General features: G+C 57.2%; 25 protein-coding genes and 1 pseudogene. 16 read left to right on the top strand and 10 right to left on the bottom strand.

Annotated elements, in window-relative coordinates; genetic code table 11:
* The first annotated feature begins 198 nt into the window (after window positions 1-198).
* The 3 genes from ACOYW1_RS01460 to ACOYW1_RS01450 all read left to right on the top strand — a co-directional run bounded on the left by ACOYW1_RS01460 (window position 199) and on the right by ACOYW1_RS01450 (window position 4,756).
* Window positions 199-1,209, top strand: a complete 1,011-nt coding sequence (locus tag ACOYW1_RS01460; protein ID WP_482421387.1) for a nucleoside hydrolase — start codon at window positions 199-201, stop codon at window positions 1,207-1,209.
* 203 nt (window positions 1,210-1,412) lie between these two features.
* Window positions 1,413-2,879, top strand: coding sequence for a hypothetical protein (locus tag ACOYW1_RS01455; protein ID WP_482421386.1), 1,467 nt, complete (start codon window positions 1,413-1,415; stop codon window positions 2,877-2,879).
* A gap of 680 nt (window positions 2,880-3,559) precedes the next feature.
* Window positions 3,560-4,756 (top strand): aminotransferase class I/II-fold pyridoxal phosphate-dependent enzyme, encoded by a 1,197-nt coding sequence (locus ACOYW1_RS01450; protein WP_482421385.1) that lies wholly within the window; start codon window positions 3,560-3,562, stop codon window positions 4,754-4,756.
* A 202-nt stretch (window positions 4,757-4,958) separates the two neighbouring features.
* On the opposite strand, the gene ACOYW1_RS01445 is transcribed toward ACOYW1_RS01450, so the two are convergent.
* The 7 genes and pseudogenes from ACOYW1_RS01445 to ACOYW1_RS01415 form a co-directional block, all read right to left on the bottom strand.
* Window positions 4,959-5,351: an amino acid ABC transporter permease gene (locus ACOYW1_RS01445; RefSeq protein ID WP_482421384.1), complete on the bottom strand. Its 393-nt coding sequence runs from the start codon at window positions 5,349-5,351 to the stop codon at window positions 4,959-4,961.
* 112 nt (window positions 5,352-5,463) lie between these two features.
* Window positions 5,464-5,673: pseudogene (locus ACOYW1_RS01440) on the bottom strand (ABC transporter permease subunit); the annotation flags it as partial.
* 10 nt (window positions 5,674-5,683) lie between these two features.
* Window positions 5,684-5,848 carry a hypothetical protein gene (locus ACOYW1_RS01435; RefSeq protein WP_482421383.1) on the bottom strand — a complete coding sequence of 55 codons (165 nt, stop codon included), beginning with the start codon at window positions 5,846-5,848 and terminating at the stop codon, window positions 5,684-5,686.
* 5 nt (window positions 5,849-5,853) lie between these two features.
* Window positions 5,854-6,402, bottom strand: coding sequence for a transporter substrate-binding domain-containing protein (locus ACOYW1_RS01430; RefSeq protein WP_482423634.1), 549 nt, complete (start codon window positions 6,400-6,402; stop codon window positions 5,854-5,856).
* A 20-nt stretch (window positions 6,403-6,422) separates the two neighbouring features.
* Complete coding sequence (locus tag ACOYW1_RS01425) at window positions 6,423-6,653, bottom strand: hypothetical protein (RefSeq protein WP_482421382.1); 231 nt, start codon at window positions 6,651-6,653, stop codon at window positions 6,423-6,425.
* A gap of 121 nt (window positions 6,654-6,774) precedes the next feature.
* Window positions 6,775-7,335, bottom strand: a complete 561-nt coding sequence (locus ACOYW1_RS01420) for an amino acid ABC transporter permease (RefSeq protein ID WP_482421381.1) — start codon at window positions 7,333-7,335, stop codon at window positions 6,775-6,777.
* On the bottom strand, window positions 7,332-7,505 hold the full coding sequence (locus ACOYW1_RS01415) for a hypothetical protein (protein WP_482421380.1): 174 nt from the start codon (window positions 7,503-7,505) through the stop codon (window positions 7,332-7,334). The genes ACOYW1_RS01420 and ACOYW1_RS01415 overlap by 4 nt, the downstream gene beginning before the upstream one ends.
* Window positions 7,506-8,019: 514 nt before the next feature.
* Between ACOYW1_RS01415 and ACOYW1_RS01410 the strand changes: the two genes are divergently transcribed.
* From ACOYW1_RS01410 to ACOYW1_RS01400, 3 genes are all read left to right on the top strand, one after another.
* Window positions 8,020-9,294, top strand: a complete 1,275-nt coding sequence (locus ACOYW1_RS01410; protein ID WP_482421379.1) for a helix-turn-helix transcriptional regulator — start codon at window positions 8,020-8,022, stop codon at window positions 9,292-9,294.
* Between the two features lie 484 nt (window positions 9,295-9,778).
* Window positions 9,779-11,065: an OmpP1/FadL family transporter gene (locus ACOYW1_RS01405; RefSeq protein ID WP_482421378.1), complete on the top strand. Its 1,287-nt coding sequence runs from the start codon at window positions 9,779-9,781 to the stop codon at window positions 11,063-11,065.
* A gap of 417 nt (window positions 11,066-11,482) precedes the next feature.
* The gene (locus tag ACOYW1_RS01400; protein WP_482414885.1) at window positions 11,483-11,905 is read left to right on the top strand and encodes a MarR family winged helix-turn-helix transcriptional regulator; all 423 of its coding nucleotides are present in this window, start codon (window positions 11,483-11,485) and stop codon (window positions 11,903-11,905) included.
* A 304-nt stretch (window positions 11,906-12,209) separates the two neighbouring features.
* On the opposite strand, the gene ACOYW1_RS01395 is transcribed toward ACOYW1_RS01400, so the two are convergent.
* Window positions 12,210-12,554, bottom strand: coding sequence for a DsrE family protein (locus ACOYW1_RS01395; RefSeq protein ID WP_482414884.1), 345 nt, complete (start codon window positions 12,552-12,554; stop codon window positions 12,210-12,212).
* Window positions 12,555-12,813: 259 nt separating this feature from the next.
* On the opposite strand from ACOYW1_RS01395, the gene ACOYW1_RS01390 reads away from it, so the two are divergent.
* The 8 genes from ACOYW1_RS01390 to ACOYW1_RS01355 all read left to right on the top strand — a co-directional run bounded on the left by ACOYW1_RS01390 (window position 12,814) and on the right by ACOYW1_RS01355 (window position 18,146).
* Complete coding sequence (locus ACOYW1_RS01390; protein ID WP_482421377.1) at window positions 12,814-13,956, top strand: CaiB/BaiF CoA transferase family protein; 1,143 nt, start codon at window positions 12,814-12,816, stop codon at window positions 13,954-13,956.
* Between the two features lie 175 nt (window positions 13,957-14,131).
* The gene (locus ACOYW1_RS01385) at window positions 14,132-14,686 is read left to right on the top strand and encodes a GNAT family N-acetyltransferase (protein ID WP_482414882.1); all 555 of its coding nucleotides are present in this window, start codon (window positions 14,132-14,134) and stop codon (window positions 14,684-14,686) included.
* A gap of 48 nt (window positions 14,687-14,734) precedes the next feature.
* Window positions 14,735-15,391, top strand: a complete 657-nt coding sequence (locus ACOYW1_RS01380) for a flavodoxin family protein (protein ID WP_482421376.1) — start codon at window positions 14,735-14,737, stop codon at window positions 15,389-15,391.
* A gap of 457 nt (window positions 15,392-15,848) precedes the next feature.
* A complete protein-coding gene (locus ACOYW1_RS01375) occupies window positions 15,849-16,259 on the top strand; it encodes a VOC family protein (RefSeq protein ID WP_482421375.1) in 411 nt (136 codons plus the stop codon).
* A gap of 10 nt (window positions 16,260-16,269) precedes the next feature.
* Window positions 16,270-16,998, top strand: a complete 729-nt coding sequence (locus ACOYW1_RS01370) for a class I SAM-dependent methyltransferase (RefSeq protein WP_482421374.1) — start codon at window positions 16,270-16,272, stop codon at window positions 16,996-16,998.
* 23 nt (window positions 16,999-17,021) lie between these two features.
* The gene (locus ACOYW1_RS01365) at window positions 17,022-17,312 is read left to right on the top strand and encodes an HAD hydrolase-like protein (protein ID WP_482421373.1); all 291 of its coding nucleotides are present in this window, start codon (window positions 17,022-17,024) and stop codon (window positions 17,310-17,312) included.
* Entirely contained in the window at window positions 17,240-17,671 is a 432-nt protein-coding gene (locus ACOYW1_RS01360) for an HAD family hydrolase (protein ID WP_482421372.1), read from the top strand. The genes ACOYW1_RS01365 and ACOYW1_RS01360 overlap by 73 nt, the downstream gene beginning before the upstream one ends.
* 67 nt (window positions 17,672-17,738) lie before the next feature.
* Window positions 17,739-18,146 carry a hypothetical protein gene (locus ACOYW1_RS01355; RefSeq protein WP_482421371.1) on the top strand — a complete coding sequence of 136 codons (408 nt, stop codon included), beginning with the start codon at window positions 17,739-17,741 and terminating at the stop codon, window positions 18,144-18,146.
* 11 nt (window positions 18,147-18,157) lie between these two features.
* Here the strand turns inward: ACOYW1_RS01355 and ACOYW1_RS01350 are convergent, their stop codons facing one another.
* Complete coding sequence (locus ACOYW1_RS01350) at window positions 18,158-18,400, bottom strand: DapH/DapD/GlmU-related protein (protein WP_482421370.1); 243 nt, start codon at window positions 18,398-18,400, stop codon at window positions 18,158-18,160.
* 1,062 nt (window positions 18,401-19,462) lie between these two features.
* On the opposite strand from ACOYW1_RS01350, the gene ACOYW1_RS01345 reads away from it, so the two are divergent.
* Window positions 19,463-20,182 carry an L-2-amino-thiazoline-4-carboxylic acid hydrolase gene (locus ACOYW1_RS01345; protein WP_482421369.1) on the top strand — a complete coding sequence of 240 codons (720 nt, stop codon included), beginning with the start codon at window positions 19,463-19,465 and terminating at the stop codon, window positions 20,180-20,182.
* 14 nt (window positions 20,183-20,196) lie between these two features.
* Entirely contained in the window at window positions 20,197-20,835 is a 639-nt protein-coding gene (locus ACOYW1_RS01340; protein WP_482421368.1) for an HAD family hydrolase, read from the top strand.
* A gap of 80 nt (window positions 20,836-20,915) precedes the next feature.
* Here ACOYW1_RS01340 and ACOYW1_RS01335 read toward each other — a convergent pair whose 3' ends face one another.
* Window positions 20,916-21,767: a GNAT family N-acetyltransferase gene (locus ACOYW1_RS01335; RefSeq protein WP_482421367.1), complete on the bottom strand. Its 852-nt coding sequence runs from the start codon at window positions 21,765-21,767 to the stop codon at window positions 20,916-20,918.
* Between the last annotated feature and the right edge of the window lie 129 nt (window positions 21,768-21,896).

Below are 21,896 nucleotides of genomic sequence, written 5' to 3'. Positions count from 1 at the left end.
CAACCTGGGGTCCAGGGGTGGCGAAGCCACTTAGGCTAAAAATCCCCTGGCCGCCGGAGGCAGGCTTTTTTCTCTCACGTTAACCATGGAAGGCATCGCTTTAGTTTTTTGCATCGGTCGGCCCGGCCGGTGTAAAATGCAAAAAACAGCACTCCCTCGTTTTGTTTGAACGCCCCCACAAAGCCCAAAGGAGGTTCCGTGAACCCTGCACGCAAACGCGTCATTGTGGACTCGGACATGGGATGGGACGACATCCTCTCCATTCTCTGCCTCATGAAGCACCCTTCGGTGGAGCTCCTCGGCATCTGCGTCACCGGGTGCGGCGAGACCGACCTCCGGTGGGGCACCCTCATCGCCAAGACCCTCACAGAGCTGGCCAACCGGCCCAGGGTCCGGGTCTGCGCCGGCACCAGCACGCCCATGGGGTTTGATCACCGCTTTCCCCAACCCTTCAAGGATGAGATGAACAGTGTCATGGGGCTTCTGGGGAGCCTCAACCCCTCCGTCAGCTTTGAAACGGACCCGCGCCCGGCCTGGCAGTTCCTGGCCGACACCCTGGAGGCGACCGACGAAAAAATCACCCTCCTCTGCCTGGGTGGATTCACCAACCCTGCCCGTATGATGGACACCTTCCCTGCCCCACGAATCGACAATATTGAAAAAATCGTCGCCATGGCCGGGGCTGTTTATGTGGACGGCAACGTGGCCCTGCTCAACAACGCCAGGGACGCGTGGGACCAGGGCCCGGTGTACGCCACCAACCACGGGGCTGAGTGGAATGTCTTTATCGACCCTGTGGCGGCAAAGCGTATCGTGGACTCCCCCATACCCCTCACCCTGGTTCCCCTGGACGCCTGCAACCACGTGCTCCTGGGCCCGGACATGGCAGAGGCACTTACCGCCGTCGATCCCCTTGCCACCCTGGCAAAACGCATCCTCCTTGAGAAAACCGGTCCCCACAACGAAGGCATCCCCGTCCCCGTCTTCGACCCCCTGGCCACCCTGGTCATGACCGGGGACATGCAGAGCTGCCAGTCGTACCGGGCCTTCCTGGACATCGACATAACGGAGAGCGAGACCGACAACCGGTGCGGCACAACCCGGGTCAGCCGAACCGGCTCCCGAAAAGTCACCGTCATCCAGGGGGGCTCCCGGCAGGAGTTCAAGGCCCGGTTTGCAGCCATCCTCAACGGAACAGGCAAAACCTGACAAAATGAACATATGACGACTTTGTTCATTGCACTTCCCCCCGCCTTTCTCTATACTTCAGAGTATCCCACCTCACACAACGCGAACGAAGGGCTCACGCATCTGCATGCCCGGATTGCGCACCCGCTGTTTGAGCCCTCTTGCCGGTCTCGGTTTGTGCAAACGATTTGCCAACCATAACCATCAAGTCAGGGGGAGACGTCATGAAAAAAAACAGTTTCGTGCTTACGATTTTTCTGCTTTTCACCCTCATCCCATGCACCGCCCTTTCGGCGGAGACCTTCGAGGACCGGGTCTGTTTCCGGGGCAACCAGGCATCGTTCAACACGAGGTACGACGTTAAACTCAAAGACGGCGACATCTGGATCAAGGAGAGAACCGGGATCAACACACCGGAGCCGCGGGTCAAGCTTGAGCTCCCGGAGGGCCTTGCCGGCCAGGTCACCGAGTTTGCCATGGACGATGAGCACATCATCGCCTTGAACGGTGAGCGCCAGATCTACACCATGTGGAACGGGCTTGATGACATATCGGACTTCACCTGGCAGAAGGAGTGGGGCATTCCCTTCTGGATGGGCCCGGGCATGAAACTCACCGACGAGATCATCACCTGGGATTTTTCCGTGGTGTCGAGGCGGGAAGACGGGTACTGGACCGACCCGGCGGGCAATCTCTTCGAGGTGGGGCTGGCCAAATGCTCCCATATCTGGATGCTGGGACCCAACGGCCAGGACCTGATCTACAACGACCCGTGGCTACCCACGGACTACAGCTACGGCATCTGCGGCCCGGAAAGGGGGGCCTTCCAGGCCGTGAACCTCAGCACCAGCGGATCCCACCTGTTTCTCATCAACAAATACGGGGACATGTACACGCGGTTCTACGACTTTGATATCGGGGGCGCCGACGCCTTTCTCCCCTCTTCTTACGAAGACCAGAGCGACAAGCTCATCCCCCTCATCCAGATCCCCACGGACTGGATCCGCCACCCGAAAATATCCGGCACAATCACCGACCGCATCAGCATCCACAAAATCGGACGTAACTGCATCCATCGTACCCTGCGGGTGGAAGGCGTAAGCGAAGGCGGAGAAACCGGGTACTTTGAAAAGGACATCACCGAGGTGGACGACACCACCCAGTGGACCTTCCACACCACGGGTGCCCCCCTGTCCGGCACCATCCTGGACAACCGGGAGGGAGACACCACCCACCTGACCCTGGGGGAACGGGACGACCGGTACTACGCGAAAAACATGGATGACCTGGGCTCCCTCACCCCGGGCCTGCCCTGGTACCACATCATCAACGGCAATGACTGGGCCGCAGAGCTCACCAACTTCAGCTGCTACAACACCCCGGTGGACCTTGTGGTGCACCTGAGCCCGGAGGAGTCCCTCAACCTGAAGCTGCACACCAAGGAGACCATCCGCGTCAGCCCGCGCCCCAGGGGCCTGACCGACGATCCCCGGTACATCCCCGGGGCCATTGAAGTCCCCCAGGAGCTTCTGGACAGGTACTCCGAGCTTCCCGTGAAATCGCGAAAATTCATTTCAAGTTACCTGATGAAGCGGGAGTTCACCCGCGTGGATATCCAGGCCACTCTGGACAAGGTCACGGTCACAGGCACGGCCGGGGGCCTTCTCATCGTGTGGACCTTCCGGCATTGACATCACGATAAAAAAGCCTCCGGCGGCCCTGCCGGGGGCCAAATTTTTGAAAACCAGGCAACTATTCAGCCCAATCCACCTCTGACTGCCAGAATAATATTTACAGCTTGTTATGTGACATCCCGTTAAGAATATACTTGCGCACCATTTGTTCGGAAAACCATCATATTTTGCCATGTCTATGCTGCGTGAAGATCACCCGCACATTGGTTGTTATGACCGTTACGATTCTTCGGCGGTGCGCAAGCGCACCCTACCTCACTTACACCGTCGGTAACGCGTCATGCCCACATAAACTGAATAGTTACAAAACCGCTGGATCCCTTCTGCCTTGAGGCCAAGGATACGTAAAGCCCGCCCCGTCATGCCCCTTCCGAAGACAAGCGTCCTCCACGTTTTTCGATTGACAGGTGGCGCCAATACGCGTAATCAAAAAGGGAACTTTTATTCTCAAGGAAACCAGAATGAACAACGCTTGCCACATATTGGCGGCGGCAGCGGCCATGGGGTCAACCCATTGTCGTTTCGCTGCCTTCTGATTATATAGACCGCAGTAAGAACGCCATGGGTTGACGACGACAACCCGTGGCTTTTTTTTTGCCCCGGGCTGTCCCCGGGGCCCCGCCCTCACATACCGACCCATTGAGCCTTCTTACCCAAAACCCAACCGGAGGCGACACATGACGGAAGAACCACTCATCAAGTACTCGGAACGAATGGGCCACCTGCCCCCGTACCTGTTCGGCATGATCAACAAAATGAAGATGGACAAGCGCAGGAAGGGGCTGGATGTCATCGACCTGGGCATGGGCAACCCCGTGGACCCGGCACCGGACAAGGTGACCGAGATGCTCTGCAAGGTGGCCAAGGACCCCAAGAGCCATCGCTACCCCGTGGCCGGGGGCATCAAGCACCTGAAGCAGGAGCTGGCCCTGATGTACGACAGGGACTACGGGGTCTCCCTGGATCCCGGCTCCGAGGTGATCACCACCATCGGCTCCAAGGAGGGAGTCTCCCACCTCTGCCTGGCCCTTCTGGGCCCCGGAGACACCATCATGGTGCCCACCCCGGCGTTTCCCGTCCACATCTACGCGGCCATCATCGCCGGGGCCAACGTGGTGCGCTTTCCCATGGCCTCGGATGAGGACATGCTCAGGCAGATCTCCGACCTCTGCGAGTCCATGTACCCCGTGCCCAAGATGCTGATGCTCAACTACCCCCACAACCCCACGGGCCAGGTGACAAGCGTGGACTTCTTCAAAGAGGTGGTGAAACTCGCCAAGAAATACCGCTTCATGGTGATCCAGGATTTCGCCTATTCGCGCATCACCTACGACGGCTACAAGGCCCCCAGCTTCTTCGAGGTTCCCGGGGCCAAGGACGTGGGTGTGGAGTTCGGCTCCTTCTCCAAGTCCTACAACATGGCCGGGTGGCGCATGGGCTACTGCGTGGGCAACGCCGAGATGATTACAGGCCTGGAGAAGATCAAGGGCTACTACGACTACGGCATCTTCACCGCCATCCAGGCAGCAGGCATCGTGGCCCTTCGCGACTGCGAGGCCAACATCGCCGAACAGGTGGAAGTCTACCTGAAGCGAAGAGACACCATGTGCGACGTCCTCAGGCGCATGGACTGGGAGGTGGAGGCCCCCAAGGCGGGCATGTTCCTCGCATCGAGTTCCGAACGCTACAAAAACAGTCACGACTCCATGGCCTTTGCCATGGAACTCATGGAAAAAGCCCACGTGGCCGTGGCCCCCGGAGCGGGCTTCAGCAAGGAAGGGGAAGGCTACCTCCGCCTGGCCCTGGTGGAGAACGAAGAGCGCATCCGTCAGGCCCTCCGTCAGATCCGGCAGGCGGACATAGACCTCAGGTAAAATAGGTGATGAGATGACGTTAAGGGCTGGGGTTTTTGTGGATCGCCGGGCCGTGGTCATCGTGTGGGCCACCAGGGTGTTATTGATGACACCGTCTCAAGTGGCCGACGACCCGTAGGGTGCACTCTGTGCACCGTGTCCGGGTCACCCAATGCCTCGATTTTACCGAGGCGTGTGGGGCATGGCTGGCTGATAAACCGGCTCAGTATTTGGCGATACGGCGGTCCATGAAGGCCGCGGCCTGTGAGAGGCTGAAGGTGAGAATAAAATAGAGGAAGGTGACGGTGAGCCACACCTCAAAGGTGAGAAAGGTGGCGGCCATGACCTCCATGCCCTGGAAGGTGAGCTCCTGGATGGAGATGACGCTCATGATGGCCGAATCCTTGATGGTGGAGATGAACTGACCGGCCAGGGGCGAAATGATTTTTCGCAAGGCCTGGGGCAGGATCACGTAGCGAAATACCTGCCCCTCTTTCAGGCCTGTGGCCCGGGCCGCCTCCTTCTGCCCAAAGGGCACTGCCAGGAGGCCGCCCCGGACGATCTCCGTGACGTAGGCCCCTTCGTAGATGGCCAGGGTCTGGGAGATGACAGCCAAGGGGAACACGTTTCATCTGGGCCTCACCGGCAAAGAGAAAGGAAAAAATGGCCCGGGTGATCTCTGAACGCCCCCTGAGCCAGGCATCCACGCCCAGCAGATCCAGGAACTGGCTGCTGATGAAAAAGTAAAAGAGAAACACCAGCACCAGGGACGGGATGTTCCGGATGGTCTCCACGTACACCCAGCCCAGAAGCTTCTGGCCCGGACTGCCCTGGGCCCGCATGGCCCCTGCCGGGATACCGATGACCGAGGCCAGGAGACTGGCCCAGAGGCTGAGCTTCACCGTGGTGAAAAACCCCGTCAAAAGCAGGTTGGGCACCCAGCCCCCCTCATCGGTCCGCCTCAGGAATCCTCTGAGGCGCCCCCCACTCCCATCCGTAATCCAGCACCACCCCCACCCGGTGGAAAAACCACAGGACAAGCGCCCCCACCAGCAGCAGGGCCGCGGCGTCCACCATGCCGAATCGATATCTCTTGTTGCCAAAACCAATCATAGAGCTTACTTCACCCGTTCTGCCCAATCCCGGGTCTCAAACCAGTAGTGCTTGGTTTCCGCGAAGAACCCGTCGGCCTGTTTGGCGCGAATCCAGTTATTGAAAAAATTGAGGGCGTCGTGGTCCCCCTTTCGAAGGGCAAAGCCGATGGGCTCCCTGGTAAAATCCTCTTTCAGGGGAACCGTCAGCTTGTTCGGATATTTCAGGGCCTGAAACCGGGGGAGGGGAGCGGAAGACACCACCCCGTGGACCCGCCCCAGGTGAAGTTCCTGAAGGGCCTGGCTCTCATTTTCAAAAAGCTTAAAGGAAGCTTTGGGCAGGTACTTTTTGGCGGCCATCTCGGCGGTGGTGCCCATGCGCACGGCGATGGTCACCTCCTTTTTGTTGAAATCCGCAAGGGAGGAAAACCCTTCTGCCTTTTTCCGATGGGCCACGATGGACATGCCCGTAAAATCGTAGGGTTCGGTAAAGTTCACCTTGAGGTTCCGAACCGGGGTGATGCCCATGCCACCGATGATGACGTCGAATTTACCCGTAAGAAGGGCCGGGATAATGCCCGACCAGTTGGGTCAGCTCAGCTCCACTTTCCCGCAGTAGCCTTCCAGCTTCCCTTGGCCACCTGGATTAAAAAGCTCCATCCGCGCCTCCCGGTCTTGTCCATGACGCAGGCCACAAAGGTGGACATGCCCACCCGGATCACCCCTTTTTTCTGAATCGTCTCGATCACGCTCTCGCCCGCCCAAAGAGGCCCGCAGCCAAGCAGAACCCATACCATCATCACACAAGCCAGCCATCGTCTCATCATTCTCTCCTTCGGTGGGTTATTATTCGATAAACCCCGGCAGCTCCGCCGGTGGCCATGTCCCAGATCAATCAGGCCTCACCCTTGCCCTTTAACCTTTAGCCTTTAGCCCTTCGCCTTTCACTTATCCCCTCATCCTGACCCTCGCCTCCCACCGGGCAATACAGGCGGACAGGGTGGCTGTCATGGCCAGATAGCAAAAGGCCACGGTGAACCAGATCTCAAAGGTCAGGAAGGTTTCAGCCACAATGCTCTGGCCCTGCATGGTCAGGTCAAAAATGGAGATGGTGCTCACCAGGGCCGAGTCCTTGATAAGGGAGACCCCCTGGCCTGCCAGCATGGGGAGCATCTGCCTCAGGGCCTGGGGTAGGATCACCTCGGCAAAGGTCCCCAAGGGGGTCATGCCGAGGCTGAAGGAGGCCTCCCACTGTCCCTGGTCCACGGCCGCAATGCCGGAGCGGATGATCTCCGAGGCGTAGGCCCCTTCAAAAAGCGACAGGGCAATGACGGCCGAGGCGAACGCAGACAGGTCGATGACAGGTGAGATCACGAAGTACATCACAAAAAGCTGGATCAAAAGCGGCGTGTTGCGGATGGTCTCCACATAGCCCACCACCAGGGCGTTGAGCACCGGAGAGGAGGTAAGGCGCATAAAGGCCGTGGAAAATCCGATCACAAGGGTCACCGCTCGCCCGAAATCTTCAGGGTCACCAGGGCCCCTTTCAGGAGCACTCCGGCCCGGAAGCCCTCATCGGTGACCGTCACCAGGTAGGGCCAGACCCTGTACCACTGCCAGTTGTAGTTCAGGTTATGGTATCCGTAAGCCAAAAGGGCCAGGAGACCTGCGAGAAACATCGCGGTTTTTCCGTACATCCTGGTCCAGCGTTTCCATGCGTGCAAAGGCTCTCCGTTTCGTCACTATTCAGTTGCCTCCGGCGGGTCGCTTTTTGAAAAAAGCTCCGTAAAAACGTTCCGGTTGCCTCGCCGTAGCCCTTGGGCGAAGGCGGATTGAAAGTTTGGCCCCCGGCAGGGCCGCCAAAGGCGCTTTTGAACTGAATAGTTACTCCGTTTCTTTATTTTCACCAGGTTGGGGTGGGGGTTTCGGTGGTGTGCGCATCCGCCGACGGGGTTCGCCGGGCAGCGGGTTGAGGCCTCGGACATCGCGGCTGCCCCATGGCCCGAATGGAACTCGTGTTCCTCGAGCAGCAACCGTCATGAAGCACTGTCAAGGATCTTCAACATGTCTTAATGGGAGGCATATCCGGATCCTGTAAAAACAACACCCTTCATTTGACATCTGCCACCAGGAGGGGTAGCTTCATTTTCCCGGTGTGAGCAACCGGAAAAAACCGTTTCATCAGGAGCCCCCATGCAGGACCAAAACGCCAAAATCCGGGAACTCACCCAGCGCATCCATGAACTGGAGCTCAACGACCGTTTTATGGGCCTTCTGGAGAAGGCGCTGGATGCGGTGTACGTCATCGATTTTTCAGGAAACTTCATCGACGCCAACGACACGGCCCTGATAATGCTGGGTTACCAGCGCCACGAACTTCCCGGCCTCAACTTCTTCGAGCTGATCCGGGAAGACCAGAAAACCCATGCCACCGGCATCCTCGGCAACCCGGAAAAGCGAACAGGCTTCACCGAAGCCCTGGAGTTTCGCGTCCGGCGAAAGGACGGTTCCCATATCTGGATCTCCACCCGGGCCCGGCTCATCAAGGAGAACGATGTGCCTGTGCGGCTCCACGGCATTGCCGTGGACATCACCGACCGGAAAAAACGGGAAGAGGACCTGAAAAACCGGGAAGAAAACCTGATCATGGCCCTGGAAGGCGCAGAGCTCGGTGTCTGGTACTGGCGGGTGGACAAAAAAGTGGTCACCCTGGAGCGGGGCTGGGGCCAGCGCTTCGGCGTAAAGAACGGAGAATCCATGCCCCAGGCCGAATTTCTGGACCGACTGCACCCGTCGGAGCGCCCCTTTGTCTCCGGTTCGTTTACCCTGCACCTTAAGGGCGAAACAGATGCCGTGCACGTACGCCACCGCCTCAAGGGACGCGACGGTGCATGGCTCTGGATGAGCACCCGTGGAAAAGCCGTGGAAAAAAGGCCCGACGGCCATGTCCTCACCGTGGCCGGGACCTTTTTGGACGTCACCCGCCAGGTGCGCATGGAAAAGGCCCTGAAACGCCGCAAGGCGGAAGTCGAAGAAAAGGTAAGCCGCCTGGAAGAGAGCCAGGCAGCCCTGAGGGCCCTTCTGACCCAGCGGGAAAAAGACAAGGAAGAGCTGGGTGAAAACATGACCGCCACCCTGCGCCACCTGGTGCTCCCCTCCCTGGAGAAGGTCACCGACCACCCCCTGACCCCCACCCAGAAAAAGCACCTGGACGCTGCCATGACAAGCCTGTCGGAGATCATCTCCCCGTTCACCCGGCGCCTGGCCTCCCCCTTTATCAACCTCACCCCCATGGAACTCAAGGTTGCCGAGTTTATCCGGCAGGGCCACACCTCCAAGGAAATGGCCGCCATGCTCCACCTCTCCAAGGGGACCATCGACTTTCACCGCAACAACATCCGCAAGAAACTGGGCCTCAACAACAGCGGGGCCAACCTGCGCACCCAGCTCCTCTCATTGACCCGGTAGGTGCCGATTCATCCATTCGTATACGTGGGGCAGCCTGCGGAGCGAGGACCCCTTAAGGTGCTGGAGCCGGTTTGGAATCGGTTCGCAGCTCGGTAGGGGAGCTACTGGCTGCCGAGCCCTCTTCAAGGAAACACTCAAAAACCCGTTCGAGTGAAATCACCGTTCCCACCTGCCGCGGCAGAAAAAAGAATGCCACACAACTTCGTAAACCTACGTGGTGACAAAACATCGTTCGCGACATAACACAGGCACCTCGATTTCCCATCTTCATTAACATCCTGCCAGTCAAAGCGATTTCATAGAATCGCTATTCTAAAATATAGGTTTCAACCCTATATTCCCCCTCTATTCTTTCCATATTGCCTTTCCATGGGGCTCTGGCATGCTTTCTGAGTCATACCGGTGCACCGCACCGCAACAGATTGGAAAGACCGGAACCACCCGGTGCACCCACGAACTTTTTATGAAAACATGTCGAGGCCCCATGAAACGAACCCTGACCATCCTCACTGCCCTGCTGACCCTCACTTCGGCACTCCCGACGTGGGCCGGTATGGTCGACACATACGGAATCGGCTCCCGGGCCACTGCCATGGGAGGTGCTGTCAGCGCCGCCCCCTCCCCCGTTTTTGCGCCCTACTACAACCCGGCGGGCCTTTCCCGGGCCACCACCGCCACCATGTCCGCCGGTGTCCTGACCACCACCCCGGACATTGAGGTGGAGGACTACAGCGTTGCGGGAGTTCCTCACCTGGAAACCCCCACCGACTTCTCCGACGACACCGGGACCCTTGTGGTTCCCCACCTGGGGGCAGCCATGCCCCTGTCCGACCGCCTGGCCGCAGGAATCACCCTCTGCGTGCCCTGGGGCATGCACGTCAAATGGGACAAGAACCCGCAAACCAACCCCGGGGCCCACAACAACTACGAGGCGTATTACCAGCGGGTCACCGTCACCCCTGCCCTGTCGTACAAAGTCAGCGAAAAGCTTGCCCTGGGTGCCGGGATCTCTTTGGGGCGCTCCGAAACCGGTGCGGATTTCATACACCTGATATACGGTAAACCCTTTGAAGCCGAGCTCACCGACGACTTTAACGTGTCCTGCAATATCGGCGCCCTCTACCAGGCCACGGACCGCCTCTCCATGGGCCTGACCTACCGGAGCCGCACCGATGCAGACTTTGAAGGGGATCTCAAGATGAGTGGCATGAACATCGGCAAGGTCACCCTGGACTACGATCACCCCGAGCAGGTTCAGGCCGGTGTGGGGTATCGATTTGGTGCAAAAAAAGGATTGCTCGTGGAAGCGGACGCCACTTGGACCCGGTGGAGCATCAACGACACCCAGAGCCAATACATCACCTACACCCAAACCATCCCCGGTACCCCGCTTAAGGCCGGAACCACCGAGGCCATGATTATCCGCCGCGACTGGGACGACACCACCAAATACAGCATCGGCATGGAGTGGACCGTCAACCCCACCGTGACCCTTCGCGGCGGCTATGTCTGGGATCCCACCCCCGTGCCCGACGAAAGCCTTGACTTCATCTGGCCCGACGGGGACAAGCACACCTTCTCCCTGGGCGCGGGCTTCACCTTCGGAGACTTCACCCTGGACATTGCGGCAAGCTACGCGGACATCCCCAGCAAACGCACCATCAACGGGGAGAGCGAGGCCCTGAACCCCAGTTATGGAGGCGCCCCGGTCAGCCTCGTTGCCGACGGCACGGTGCTGAACGTCGGCACCACCCTCTCCTACCGGTTCTAAGCAATCTGAATAGTTACACCGCACCTTAGTTAAAAAAGCGCGCCATGGTTTCCCATGGCGCGCTTTTTTTGTTGATCTTACATGGCCCAGCCCCGACACGCCCCCCCAGGCACCTCCTTTGCTGCGGCATGGAACCTTACCTTAAAAAACCTGTTTGACAACTGTTCCGAAAAGGTGTCCCTGGACAGGGCCTTGCCCGGATGGTGATCACCTCACCGGGAACTGTCTCTTTTCCCTTGACAGGCACAGAGCTTGCAGGATACTTTGCGCACAAATCAATCTTAGAAACACTTCCGAAAGCCAACAACCCACATTTCCAGACATCAGACGCCAAGCCACCGCATGCGCCGGGCAGGATATCAGGTGTGCGACCCGGCTTTTGGCGGCCCCGATTACACCCGACCAACGGACATCACCATGACTGCAGAAATTACGTACAACGAATGCATTGTCTTTCTGCTGGCAAAAGCCAACCAGAAAGCCCAGAGAAACCTGAAAAAACGCATGAAGCCCTATGGCCTCACCACGGTCCAGGGGCTCGTCCTCGGTGCCATCTACGAAAACAACGGACTCACCGCCAGTGAAATCGGCCAGCGTCTCGTTCTGGACAACGCCACGGTCTCCGGGGTCCTCGACCGGCTCATCGACGGTGGCTGGATCACCAAGAAAAGCGATGAGAACGATCGCCGGGTCCAGCGTATCCTCTTGACTGAACAGGCCAACGCCAGCATCGTCAACGATCTTTTCAAGGTCCGTGCCGACGCCAACGAAGAGACCCTGGCTCACCTGAGCCTGGAAGAACGGGTCCTTCTGAAACGGCTGCTTCGCGACCTTGAGTAGTCACTTTGTATACAATATATAATGTGCGCGAACGTGCCACAATTCCCCCCACAACGCAAAACACCCTGAGCATTTGACAGCTCCGGGTGTTTTCGTTCGTACGCATTATTTCGCGGCGATAAAACCAAGTCTCCCCCGACGATCACGTCAGGGGATAACCTGTTGAAAAACATAAGATTGACCCTTGTTTATCGCTGTTTCGTACGATCTCTTTCAAAAATAGAGTCTCTTTACAAAAAGCGTCCCCTGCCGGGACCTCACCGACCACCCTTGCCGAGGCAGGGGTTCCCTGTGTCCGTGATTCTCAGGGTTTCACGTACGCGTAGCCATCCCGCTGGAGTTCCACCAGCTTGAGAACCCCTGCCCTCGTCACCTTGAACGCCGGATGGAGCACCTCGGGGGTGATATCGTACTGGACCAGGGAGTTGTTGCAGACAAAAAAGACGATGCCCTGATTCGCCAGCCTGGTAACCAGCTCCGAAAGCTCCATGTCCATGCTCGCCGTCACCTGCTGAGCCCCGGGCCCGTTCACCACAACGGCCCCGTCGATGGGACGCCCCTCCATGGCCGCCAGAAGGTTCTTCATGTTGTTTAACGTCAGGCGCAGGCGCCTCTCCTTATCGGAATCTATATGCAATACGACTTTCATAAGCTCCCCTTTCGCTGAACACTCCAGGGAGGTACGCGCCCCCCGGATTGTCGTAAAATAATGTGTTGTGACATGGGATGCATTCGTCTACAGTCTACGTTACAAAACATGTGATCGGCCCGCCTGGGTGAAGTAAAACCTGACCGAGCCGCCCCGAATCATGTGCATCCCCGTTTGTCCCCTGTGCTCATAGTCTACCATAAAGCAGGTGACGGATCTCGGATTTTACGCTCCGAAAATAAACACACAAGGAGAGCCCATGACCACCGGCGCACTGTCCGGCATCACCGTCCTCGACCTGTCCCGGCTCCTTCCCGGCCCCTGGTGCACCATGATGCTCGCCGACCACGGCGCACGGGTCATCGCCATTGAAGATCCGCGCTACGCCTCCCAAGGCGCCTTTCCAGACCTCATCAACCGCAACAAAGAGCACGTAAGTCTTAACCTGAAGTCCGACACGGGCAAGACCATCTTCCTTGAGCTGGCAGCCCGGGCCGATGTCATCGTCGAGGGCTTCCGCCCCGGCGTCACCCATCGCCTGGGTGTGGGATACGACCACGTCAAAGCAGTCAACCCCGGTATTATCTACTGCTCCATCACCGGCTACGGCCAGACCGGCCCCCTTCGCGATGCACCGGGACACGACATCAACTACCTCAGCGCGGCAGGGGCCCTGGATCTGATGGGATCCAGAGAAGCCCCGCATGTCCCCGGGTTTCAGGTGGCCGACGTTGCCGGAGGGAGCTTAAGCGCTGTCTCCGGGATCCTTTTGGCCCTCTTCCACCGGGAACGCACTGGCATGGGCCAGCACATCGACATCTCCATCACCGACGGCACCCTGGCCCTCATGCACCTGGCCCTTAACATCGGCCAAGAGACGGGCACCGAGCCTTCTCGCTGCGACACCCTCCTCTCCCACCGTTACGCCTTTTACAACACCTATGAAACCGCCGACAGAAAGTTCATCGCCCTGGGCGCCCTGGAGCCCAAGTTCTGGAGCGCCTTCTGCCGCGCCACGGGCCTTGACCGCTTTGAGGCCCTGCAGTTCGACGACGAAAAACGGGAGGAGATCATCCAGGCCGTTGCCGCCCTTATCAAATCCGAACCTCTGGGCCACTGGTCTGAGCGATTCAAGGCCATGGACCTCTGCTGGAGCCCGGTAAGCTCCCTCTCCGAGGCCATGGACAGCAGGCTGTTCCGGGAACGGGGCATGGTGGTGGAGTCACGCAACCGCAACAACAAGCCCGTCAAAACCATCGGCGTGCCCGTCAAACTCAGCGAAACCCCGGGGAGCATCCGCACCGCCCCCTTCTCCTTTGGCCAGGATACAGAGACAGTGCTTGCGGAACTGGGCTACCCTCCGAAAGAGATCCAAGCCCTTAAAGAAACGGGCGTCACCTGAAACCGGATCAAAGTAGACAATAAAAATGAGAGAGTGAGAGGGGAAGGCTCTTTATGCTGTTCGTACATGAACATCTTACGTTACGCATTGTGCCGAACCCGCCGCCACGGTGCAGCAGGCCCTCCTCGTCGAGCTCGGCGTCGGCATAACGCAATCGTTCAAAAGGAATGCATCTTTGTATATTGAAACCCACAGGCTTAAATTAAAGCCCTTTCGCCTTGACTATGCGGAAGCATTCGCAAAAGCGCTTCATGATCCGAAGATTTATACTTACCTTCCGGAGGATGTGCCGTCCCTCAAGGATATTGAGGAAATCATCACATGGTTCATCAAAAGAGATCAAGGCAATATTGAGACGGGTTTTACCGGAACAAACCTGTCGATCCACATGAAAGAGACCCGTGAAATCATAGGCTGGTGCGGATTGCAGCCCTTTGAGCCGGAGCCCGATAAAACAGAAATCTTTTATGGGCTGACACCGGCCCACTGGAACAAAGGCATCATTACCGAAGCGGCCAGCGCTGTTCTGGATTATGGGTTTTCCGACCTGCAACTTGAAGAGATCGTTGCCGGAGTCAAGCCACTAAACATCGCCTCCGTACGGGTTTTGGAAAAAATTGGAATGAGGTACCGGAAAACCCTCCACTCGGTTCCAGACGGATCGGAGTTTTATGCAGACGAGTGGGTCTACGCATTCACAAAGACCCGATATTTTGGTACGAAACCGTAACAGGGCCCATATGGCGACAGACTCATCACGCTCCACGCGAGAGGCATCATGAAGATCTTGATTGTCTGTTATTCCCGAACCGGTTGTACCGAAAAACTTGCAGACCATATTGCGCGCGACCTCACATCCCGAGGCCATGGTGTACAACGGGAGATCCTTGATGTGGTCAACCCGAAGAGTTGCTGGAACCTCCTTTTCCGGCAGATCCACCAGTATCCTCTGGTCGGGCTGTCGCTAATCTGCTCCAATTTTTACCGCCGCTGGGTAAACAGCTACCATCAGCCGGAAGAAGCGATCCGGCCGCCTGTTTTTACGGATGTATCGGCCTTTGATCATGTATGCATCGGCGGCCCCAAGTGGGCCTATACCTCCTACCCTGTTGCAAGGTATCTCAAGCAGATCAAGGGCCTGCGGCACAAGCCGGTGAGTGCTTTTGCCACCTTCGGAGGGCCGCCCCTGAACGTCTTTGAACTTGATTTTATCTTTACCCCCATGGCCGGGCAAATCCGAAAAGCAGGGGGAGTCCCTGCGTCCACACTGGGACTTTCCAGCAATTACCATGAGCTCCATTTAATCGGAATCTTCAGGCTGTTTTCCCGGCTTGTTCTCCGGCGCCCCCTTCGCTCCTTTACTGTCGAAAGCCATTACGGCGAACAGCAGATCGCATCGTTTTGTGAGGCCATTGATCAGGAAACCCCGCAGTAGCCACAGAGGCCTGCGCCAACCGTGATCGTCACCGCCGCATATGGATCCCCCTGCCCGAATTTTCTAGCAGAGAGACTGAGGTGATATCCCTGTGTAGCTATTCAGCCTGCCTCCGTCGGTTCTCTTTTTGAAATAATCCCTGCGAGACTGGAGACAAGTGCCTTGATAGACAACAACATGAAAATGAGGATGCACTGCTGGGGCACGCCCCAAAAACGAAGCCTGATTGTCAAACTTTTCAAAGTTTGCCCACCGACAGGGACTCCGGAGACTAAAATATATTAATGCGTTAGCCCTGGCGACAGCCCCTTGCCTGCAGTCCCTCCTTATGCTAAACCGCTGTAAGTCAAAGAAGATAAACCGGTGCAGGGCGTGTGACACGCGCACCATGGCACGCATCAACATCTCTTCACGTCCCGGCTGATATCGAAAGCCCAAAGGGCAAGTGGATCAGCCCGTGACCAACCCGAAAAGCAAATCGGTGACTAACCATGACGGACCCGTCCAAGAAACACGGCTTTTTCAGCCTGAACGAGTTCGTCCAACCGACCTGGAAGCTGCCAAAGCGTTTTATGGCAACCTGTTTGGGTGGCGCTTTGCCGAGACCAAGACAATCTACGGAAACCGATACCTCACAGCCTTTAAAGGTGGCGTCTTTGTGGGAGGGATGATGCTCAAGGAGGGCAACGTCCCCGATGACGTTGCCCCATGCTGGGACCCGTATCTTTCGGTTGACGATGTCGAACTGTCGGCAAAACAGGCAGAAGAACTCGGTGGTGAGATCGTTCTTCCGCCCACGGACATTCCCAACGTGGGTCGTTTCTGCGTCGTAAAGGATCCTCAAGGGGTCAGGCTTCCCGTGAGCTGACACAAAGACCATGAAAACGACAAACCACCCAGCCCTTGAGCCCTTTGGCAACGCCCTCCTTGCCTACTGGCGGGGGGACAGGGATGCCCGGCTCGATCATGAATACAGATCCGGGCGCATCGCCTCCATCCCGGTTTCCGAGTTCTTCCGAAGCCCCGAGGCGTTCTATCCCACGGAAAAGGTTCTCCCGTGGTGTCGCGGCCGGATTCTGGTCGTGGGCGCCGGAAGCGGGGTCCATGCGGTGACGCTTCAGGCCTCAGGGCATGAGGTCACGGCCGTGGAGGTCAGCCCCCAGGCCGTTGAAATCCTTACAGAACGCGGGATAACAGACATCAGGCAATGCGATTTTTTCGAGATGCCGGAAGAGGCCTTCGACACCATCCTCATGCTGGGGCACACCATCGGCATCTGCGAAACCGTCAGCCGGATCCCCGTATTGCTGAGCACATGCGCCTCCCTTCTCGCCCCCGGAGGGCAGCTGCTGGCCAACTCCGTGGACGAAGCCCTGAACCAGGGGAGCACCGACAGCCCCGGGTACCCGGGGGAGCTGGAATTCCGCCTCTCATTCAAAGGCCGCACCGGCCCCTGGATGCGCTGGCTGCACGTGGATTTCGATACCCTGTCAGAGAAGGCCTCTGGCTGCGGGTGGCACACGGAGGAACTGGAGAAAACAGAAAACGGGGAATTTCTGGCCCGGCTTTACCCCGTGTCTCACATGGCCTCACTGAAACACCTCTGACGCCCCAGACCTAAGGAATAAACATGCGAAAGTTCAAGGCTGTCATTTTTGATATGGATGGGCTTCTGCTTGATAGCGAGAGGCTCTACTACGCATCGTTCCCGGAGACATGCTCGTACTTTGGGCTCGGGGACCTGTCTGATGTATTCAAAAGTTGCCTGGGAACAAACGCTGTGACGGGCAGGGCCATTCTCACGAAAGCCCTTGACGGCCTTGTTCCCTATCACGCCTTCAGCTCAAAATGGGAACAGCTCATTTCAAGAGTCATGAGCGAAAAACCCGTGCCCCTAAAAAAGGAGCGGATCAACTTTTGACGGCGCTACACCAGTCGAACATCCCCATGGCTGTGGCCACGTCGTCAGATACAGAGTTGGCTCGCACAAGGCTCTTGGATTCAGGAATTTTAACCTACTTCCAATGTGTGGTGGGAGGCGATCTCGTGAGTAAAGGAAAGCCGGACCCGGAGATATATGCCATCGCAGCGACCAGGCTCAACGTGTCTCCGCCCGATTGCCTCGCCCTGGAAGACTCCAGCAACGGCGTTAAATCCGCCGTATCAGCCGGAATGACCGTGGTACAAATTCCGGATATGATACAGCCGACCGAAGACCTCCTGGCCCTTGGGCACATTGTCCTGGACGACCTGGCTGAGGTGCTCCGGTATCGTTTTTGAAGACACAGAAAACGCCAGATGGTTAAGTTTACGACACGCAACACACCCCAAAGACATGCATGAAAAAATGAAACCAGTCATTCAGGAAGAGACAACAGGATGCGGCATTGCTGCCTGTGCGGCCTTGGCGGGTATCGGCTGTGAAATTGAAGCAATGGCCAACCGCATGGGAATTTTTGCTGGCGACAAGGCATTATGGTCTGAGACAGGGCATGTCAGAAGGCTCCTCTCTGAGTTCGGGGGTCTGGTGGGGCAAACCAAAATGCCCTTTACCGGTTGGGAGGAGCTGCCGGACAAGGCGCTGCTGGCCATCAAATGGCGCATGGAAAACGTCAAGCCGTTCTGGCACTGGGTGGTGTTTTCAAGGCAACACACCGGATCCGTTGTCCTTGATTCCAAAAAGGGGCTCAGACACAACCTGCGCCGCGACTTTGGTCGCATGAACCCTAAGTGGTACATTCCGGTATGTTCGTAGCCCCCAAGGCCTCACCTCTTCTTGACAACCCTGGCGGGGTTTCCGGCGGCGACACTGTACTCCGGGATATCCTTGGTCACCACACTGCCTGCACCGATGACACTGCCTTTTCCGATAGTCACACCTGCCAGGATGATCGATCCTGCACCGATCCAGACATCATCTTCGATGGTGATGGTCCCTTGCTTGCCTTCGCCCTGCAGCATCATGGGGAGCCCTTTGTTGGAGATATCATGGTTTCCACCGATGATCATGAGCGTTATCGCCGGTAGCGCGTAATTTCCGATGGTAGCGGGGCTGTACTTCGTTGGTGATGATGGATGTGTTGTTGGAAATGAAAATATGGTCCTTGAAATGGATATGCTTCAGCTTGCTCAGGGTCACATTTTTGCTTATGTTCAAATCGGTTCTCGAGTTTTCAAGTAAACCGTACCTGTCCAGGCCTAAACAGTACTTGATGATATTTCTTAATCGGTTTGATCTCTTCCTAATTTTTTTGCTGTCTCTCAACCCCATACACATCCTCAATACAAAAGGCGCATTTCCATAAGGTGCCATACCATCTCACCTTAAATTAGGTTGAGAGGAATCCATTTACCCATATTCATCACAGAAAAAACGAACCATAACACCCATCTCTTTGCCATTCAATACAGGCCCCTCATTTCTCTCCCCGAAAACGGTCTATCACGTTGTATATTTACAGGTATGACTCCCGCTGGCCACTGCCCGCCAGGAAACCGTCAAAAGCAACCGCAATCCGGATAGTACCTTCCTTTTTTCCTCCGTATCCATTTCCAATGACGGCAAGATGCGCAGATCATTTGCCCCATGGGGCGGAAAACAGGTAAACTGTAAAATAGGTCCGGTTTTCTGTTCAAGCCGGCCAACCATCCCACCAGCTCTTCGGCACCCCTTGCGATGCGCTTTCCGGTACTGGCCAAAAACGCCGGGTTTGCATCAATGTCCTATGGGGTCCCAAGAACCTGGAACACGGTGTGACGAAACCACCCCGTACCCATCGCCCCACGATCACCCCTCTCATCCTTCGTGTTCGCTGTCTTTCGATTTCGTAACCGGCATCCCCGGCGCTCCGCTCAACCGCCTGTAACGGTGCCTCCTGCTCCCGTGTCGCCTCATGCGGCCCGCGCTTCTGCCCTTTATCACGGTGTTACATGCCACAGCCTCGCCTTGGGGGACCGCTTTTCCTGTCCACCGGAACGGCATATGACGGGTTGCAGTATTCGTCACACACGGGCCGTTTCTCTCCATCCCTGGTAAGTTGCACATGAACCCCGGAATGAAAGGAGGCACCCATGAATATTGAACACATGGCAAATTACGGCAACGGACTCGTGGACTCCCTTGCAGGCCCTGAGTTCCAAAAGATCGAGAAAAAGATGTTCTGCCAGATCTTGGGCGTCCTGCGCCGCGAGGTGGGAATCAGGGGCATTCCCAAGGTGCTCTACCGGTGGCGCGACGAAGTGAGGCACATGAAACAGGCTGACTGGCTCGACTTGGAAAAAAGAGGCGCGCCCCGGGCGGTCATTGAATCAACCTTTGACTTCATCGCCCTCATGAAGGTGTTGGATGAACGGTTCGGCATGGAAAAAGCCAGGGACCTGGTGACGGATATCCACGAACGGACAGAGGCGGCACTGCTGAAAACAGGGTCCACCGTCAACCTCTTTGCTGTTCCGGTAAGCGACCTCAAGGCATGCAATGACAGCTTCCGCTCCTTTGCCGAGTATACCAAGGCCCAGGTCCAGGCAGCGGTTGAGGAAGGGCTACACCACACGGAGATCATCGAAGACACACAAAATGCCCTCTCCTTTCACATCCATTTCTGTGTTATCCATGAGGTTGCCAAAGCTTACGGCAACCCCGCCTGGAGCTTTCCCTGGTGCAGGATCGACAACGTCGTGTACCCCAAAATGGGCGACCGGCTCAACTTTACCTTTACCCGACGGGGCACCCTCCCCACCGGCTCACACACGTGTGATTTTCGGTTTGAACGCAGCAATGGATACAGCTGAAAAGGAACAGAAGCGTGAACCTCATTATGTTTGACATCGACGGCACCCTTATCCAGTCATGTGGATTTGACGCGGAATGCTATCTCCAGGCCGTCAAAAAAGTAACCGGCGTTGCATTGAACACCGACTGGACACGGTATACCCACATCACGGACGCAGGCATCCTGGATGAGTTCCTTACCATGAAAGGGCTCCATGAAAACCGGGCGACTCTTCACCGGCAAGTCAAAGAGGAGTTCACCCACCTGGTGGCCTCCCACCTGAAGAGTTCGCCTGTGCGGGAAGTGGACGGGGCCGTGGATTTTCTGGACCTGTTGCGGGCACGGGATGATGTGGAGATCGCCCTTGCCACGGGCGGTTGGGAAGAGACAGCAAAGGCCAAGCTCCGGTCAGCAGGGTTCGATTCGTCGGACGTGGCCTTTGCCTCCTGCTCCGACCACGTGGAACGGACCCGGGTCATGCAGACCGCCGAGTCCCGCTGCCGGCACGCCGGATTTTCCACCAAGACCTATTTCGGTGACGGGCCCTGGGACAAAGAAGCGAGCAGAAAGCTCGACTACCAGTTTATCCTCGTGGGCAACGGCCTCTCCCACACCAAACAGGTGGACCATTTCAGGGATGCCGAATCCGTGTTGTCGCTTATCGGCATTTAACCCGGAGATAGATCATTGATCGTTTGGTGACGATTTTCCGTGGAGAGCAGATACGGGCTGGTTAAAGCGGCCCGAAAAAATCACCCCAATTCAAAGGAGGTGACGCCGTACAGGCGATGCAGGGGAATGTCGGGGGCGGGCCCCGTGTACATCCGCGCGGTCTCAAAAACGATGTCCATTTGGTGGCGCGCTGCAAGGGACACGGCCTCGTGGTTTACTTCCGGGACATCGAGATACACAGGTTCCGAAGGCGGCACCCCGGCTTTCAGGGCAAGAAAAAGGGTCTCCGCCACCTCGGGCGTGTCCGCCATGAGGGGACCCACTTTAAACCCTTGCCGGCAGGGCCTGATGACTCCGTAACCCGCAAGGTCACCGTTCAGGACAACGCCCAAAGCGATGCCCTCGGGCTGATGAAGCCAGGAAGCGAGAAACCGGGCCCTGTTCTCCGGGAAACAGGGCCGATCATACGCCTCAACGGCCTGGAACGGCAGTGCGTTAAGGGGTTGAAGCCCGCCGTGTGTGGGAAGTTCCCCGCCACCGCGCCCCTCGTAGCGGATATTTCGATACGCCAGCTTAAAACCGGACTTTTTGTAATTGTCCTGCTGGGCAACCACGCCGTCCAGCCCCACGTTCCGACCCTGGAGCCAGCCCAGCCCGGCATTCCAGATCTGCATGCCGAACCCTTTCCCGCGGTGTTCCGGCTTGACAATGTAAAAACCAAGGAACCCGAACCTCTCCCCATAGGAGACCGCTGAAAGGGTTGCCACCGGCTCCCGGTTCACTTCCCCTATAAAAAAACCGTTGGGATCCGCCGCAAAAAAACTCTCGGCGTCATGTATGCCGGGGTTCCACCCCTCCATGGCCGCCCACGCAACGGCCATATCCATATCTCGTCGGGTCATGATCCTGACGGCAAACTCTGCTGAAGACATAAGCCCCCTCCCTCATGTGTTTCCGTTTACCTGCCCACACTGGTTACTATCCAGCTAAAAATGCCCATGGCGGCCCTGCCGGAGACCAACCTTTAGAAACGTTTGACAAACAGGTTTTGAGCCGTCATT

The organism is Desulfoluna sp. CYM3A (assembly GCF_056829965.1).
Note: the sequence above shows the minus strand (reverse complement) of the source record. Positions and strands in the feature narration are given on the sequence as shown.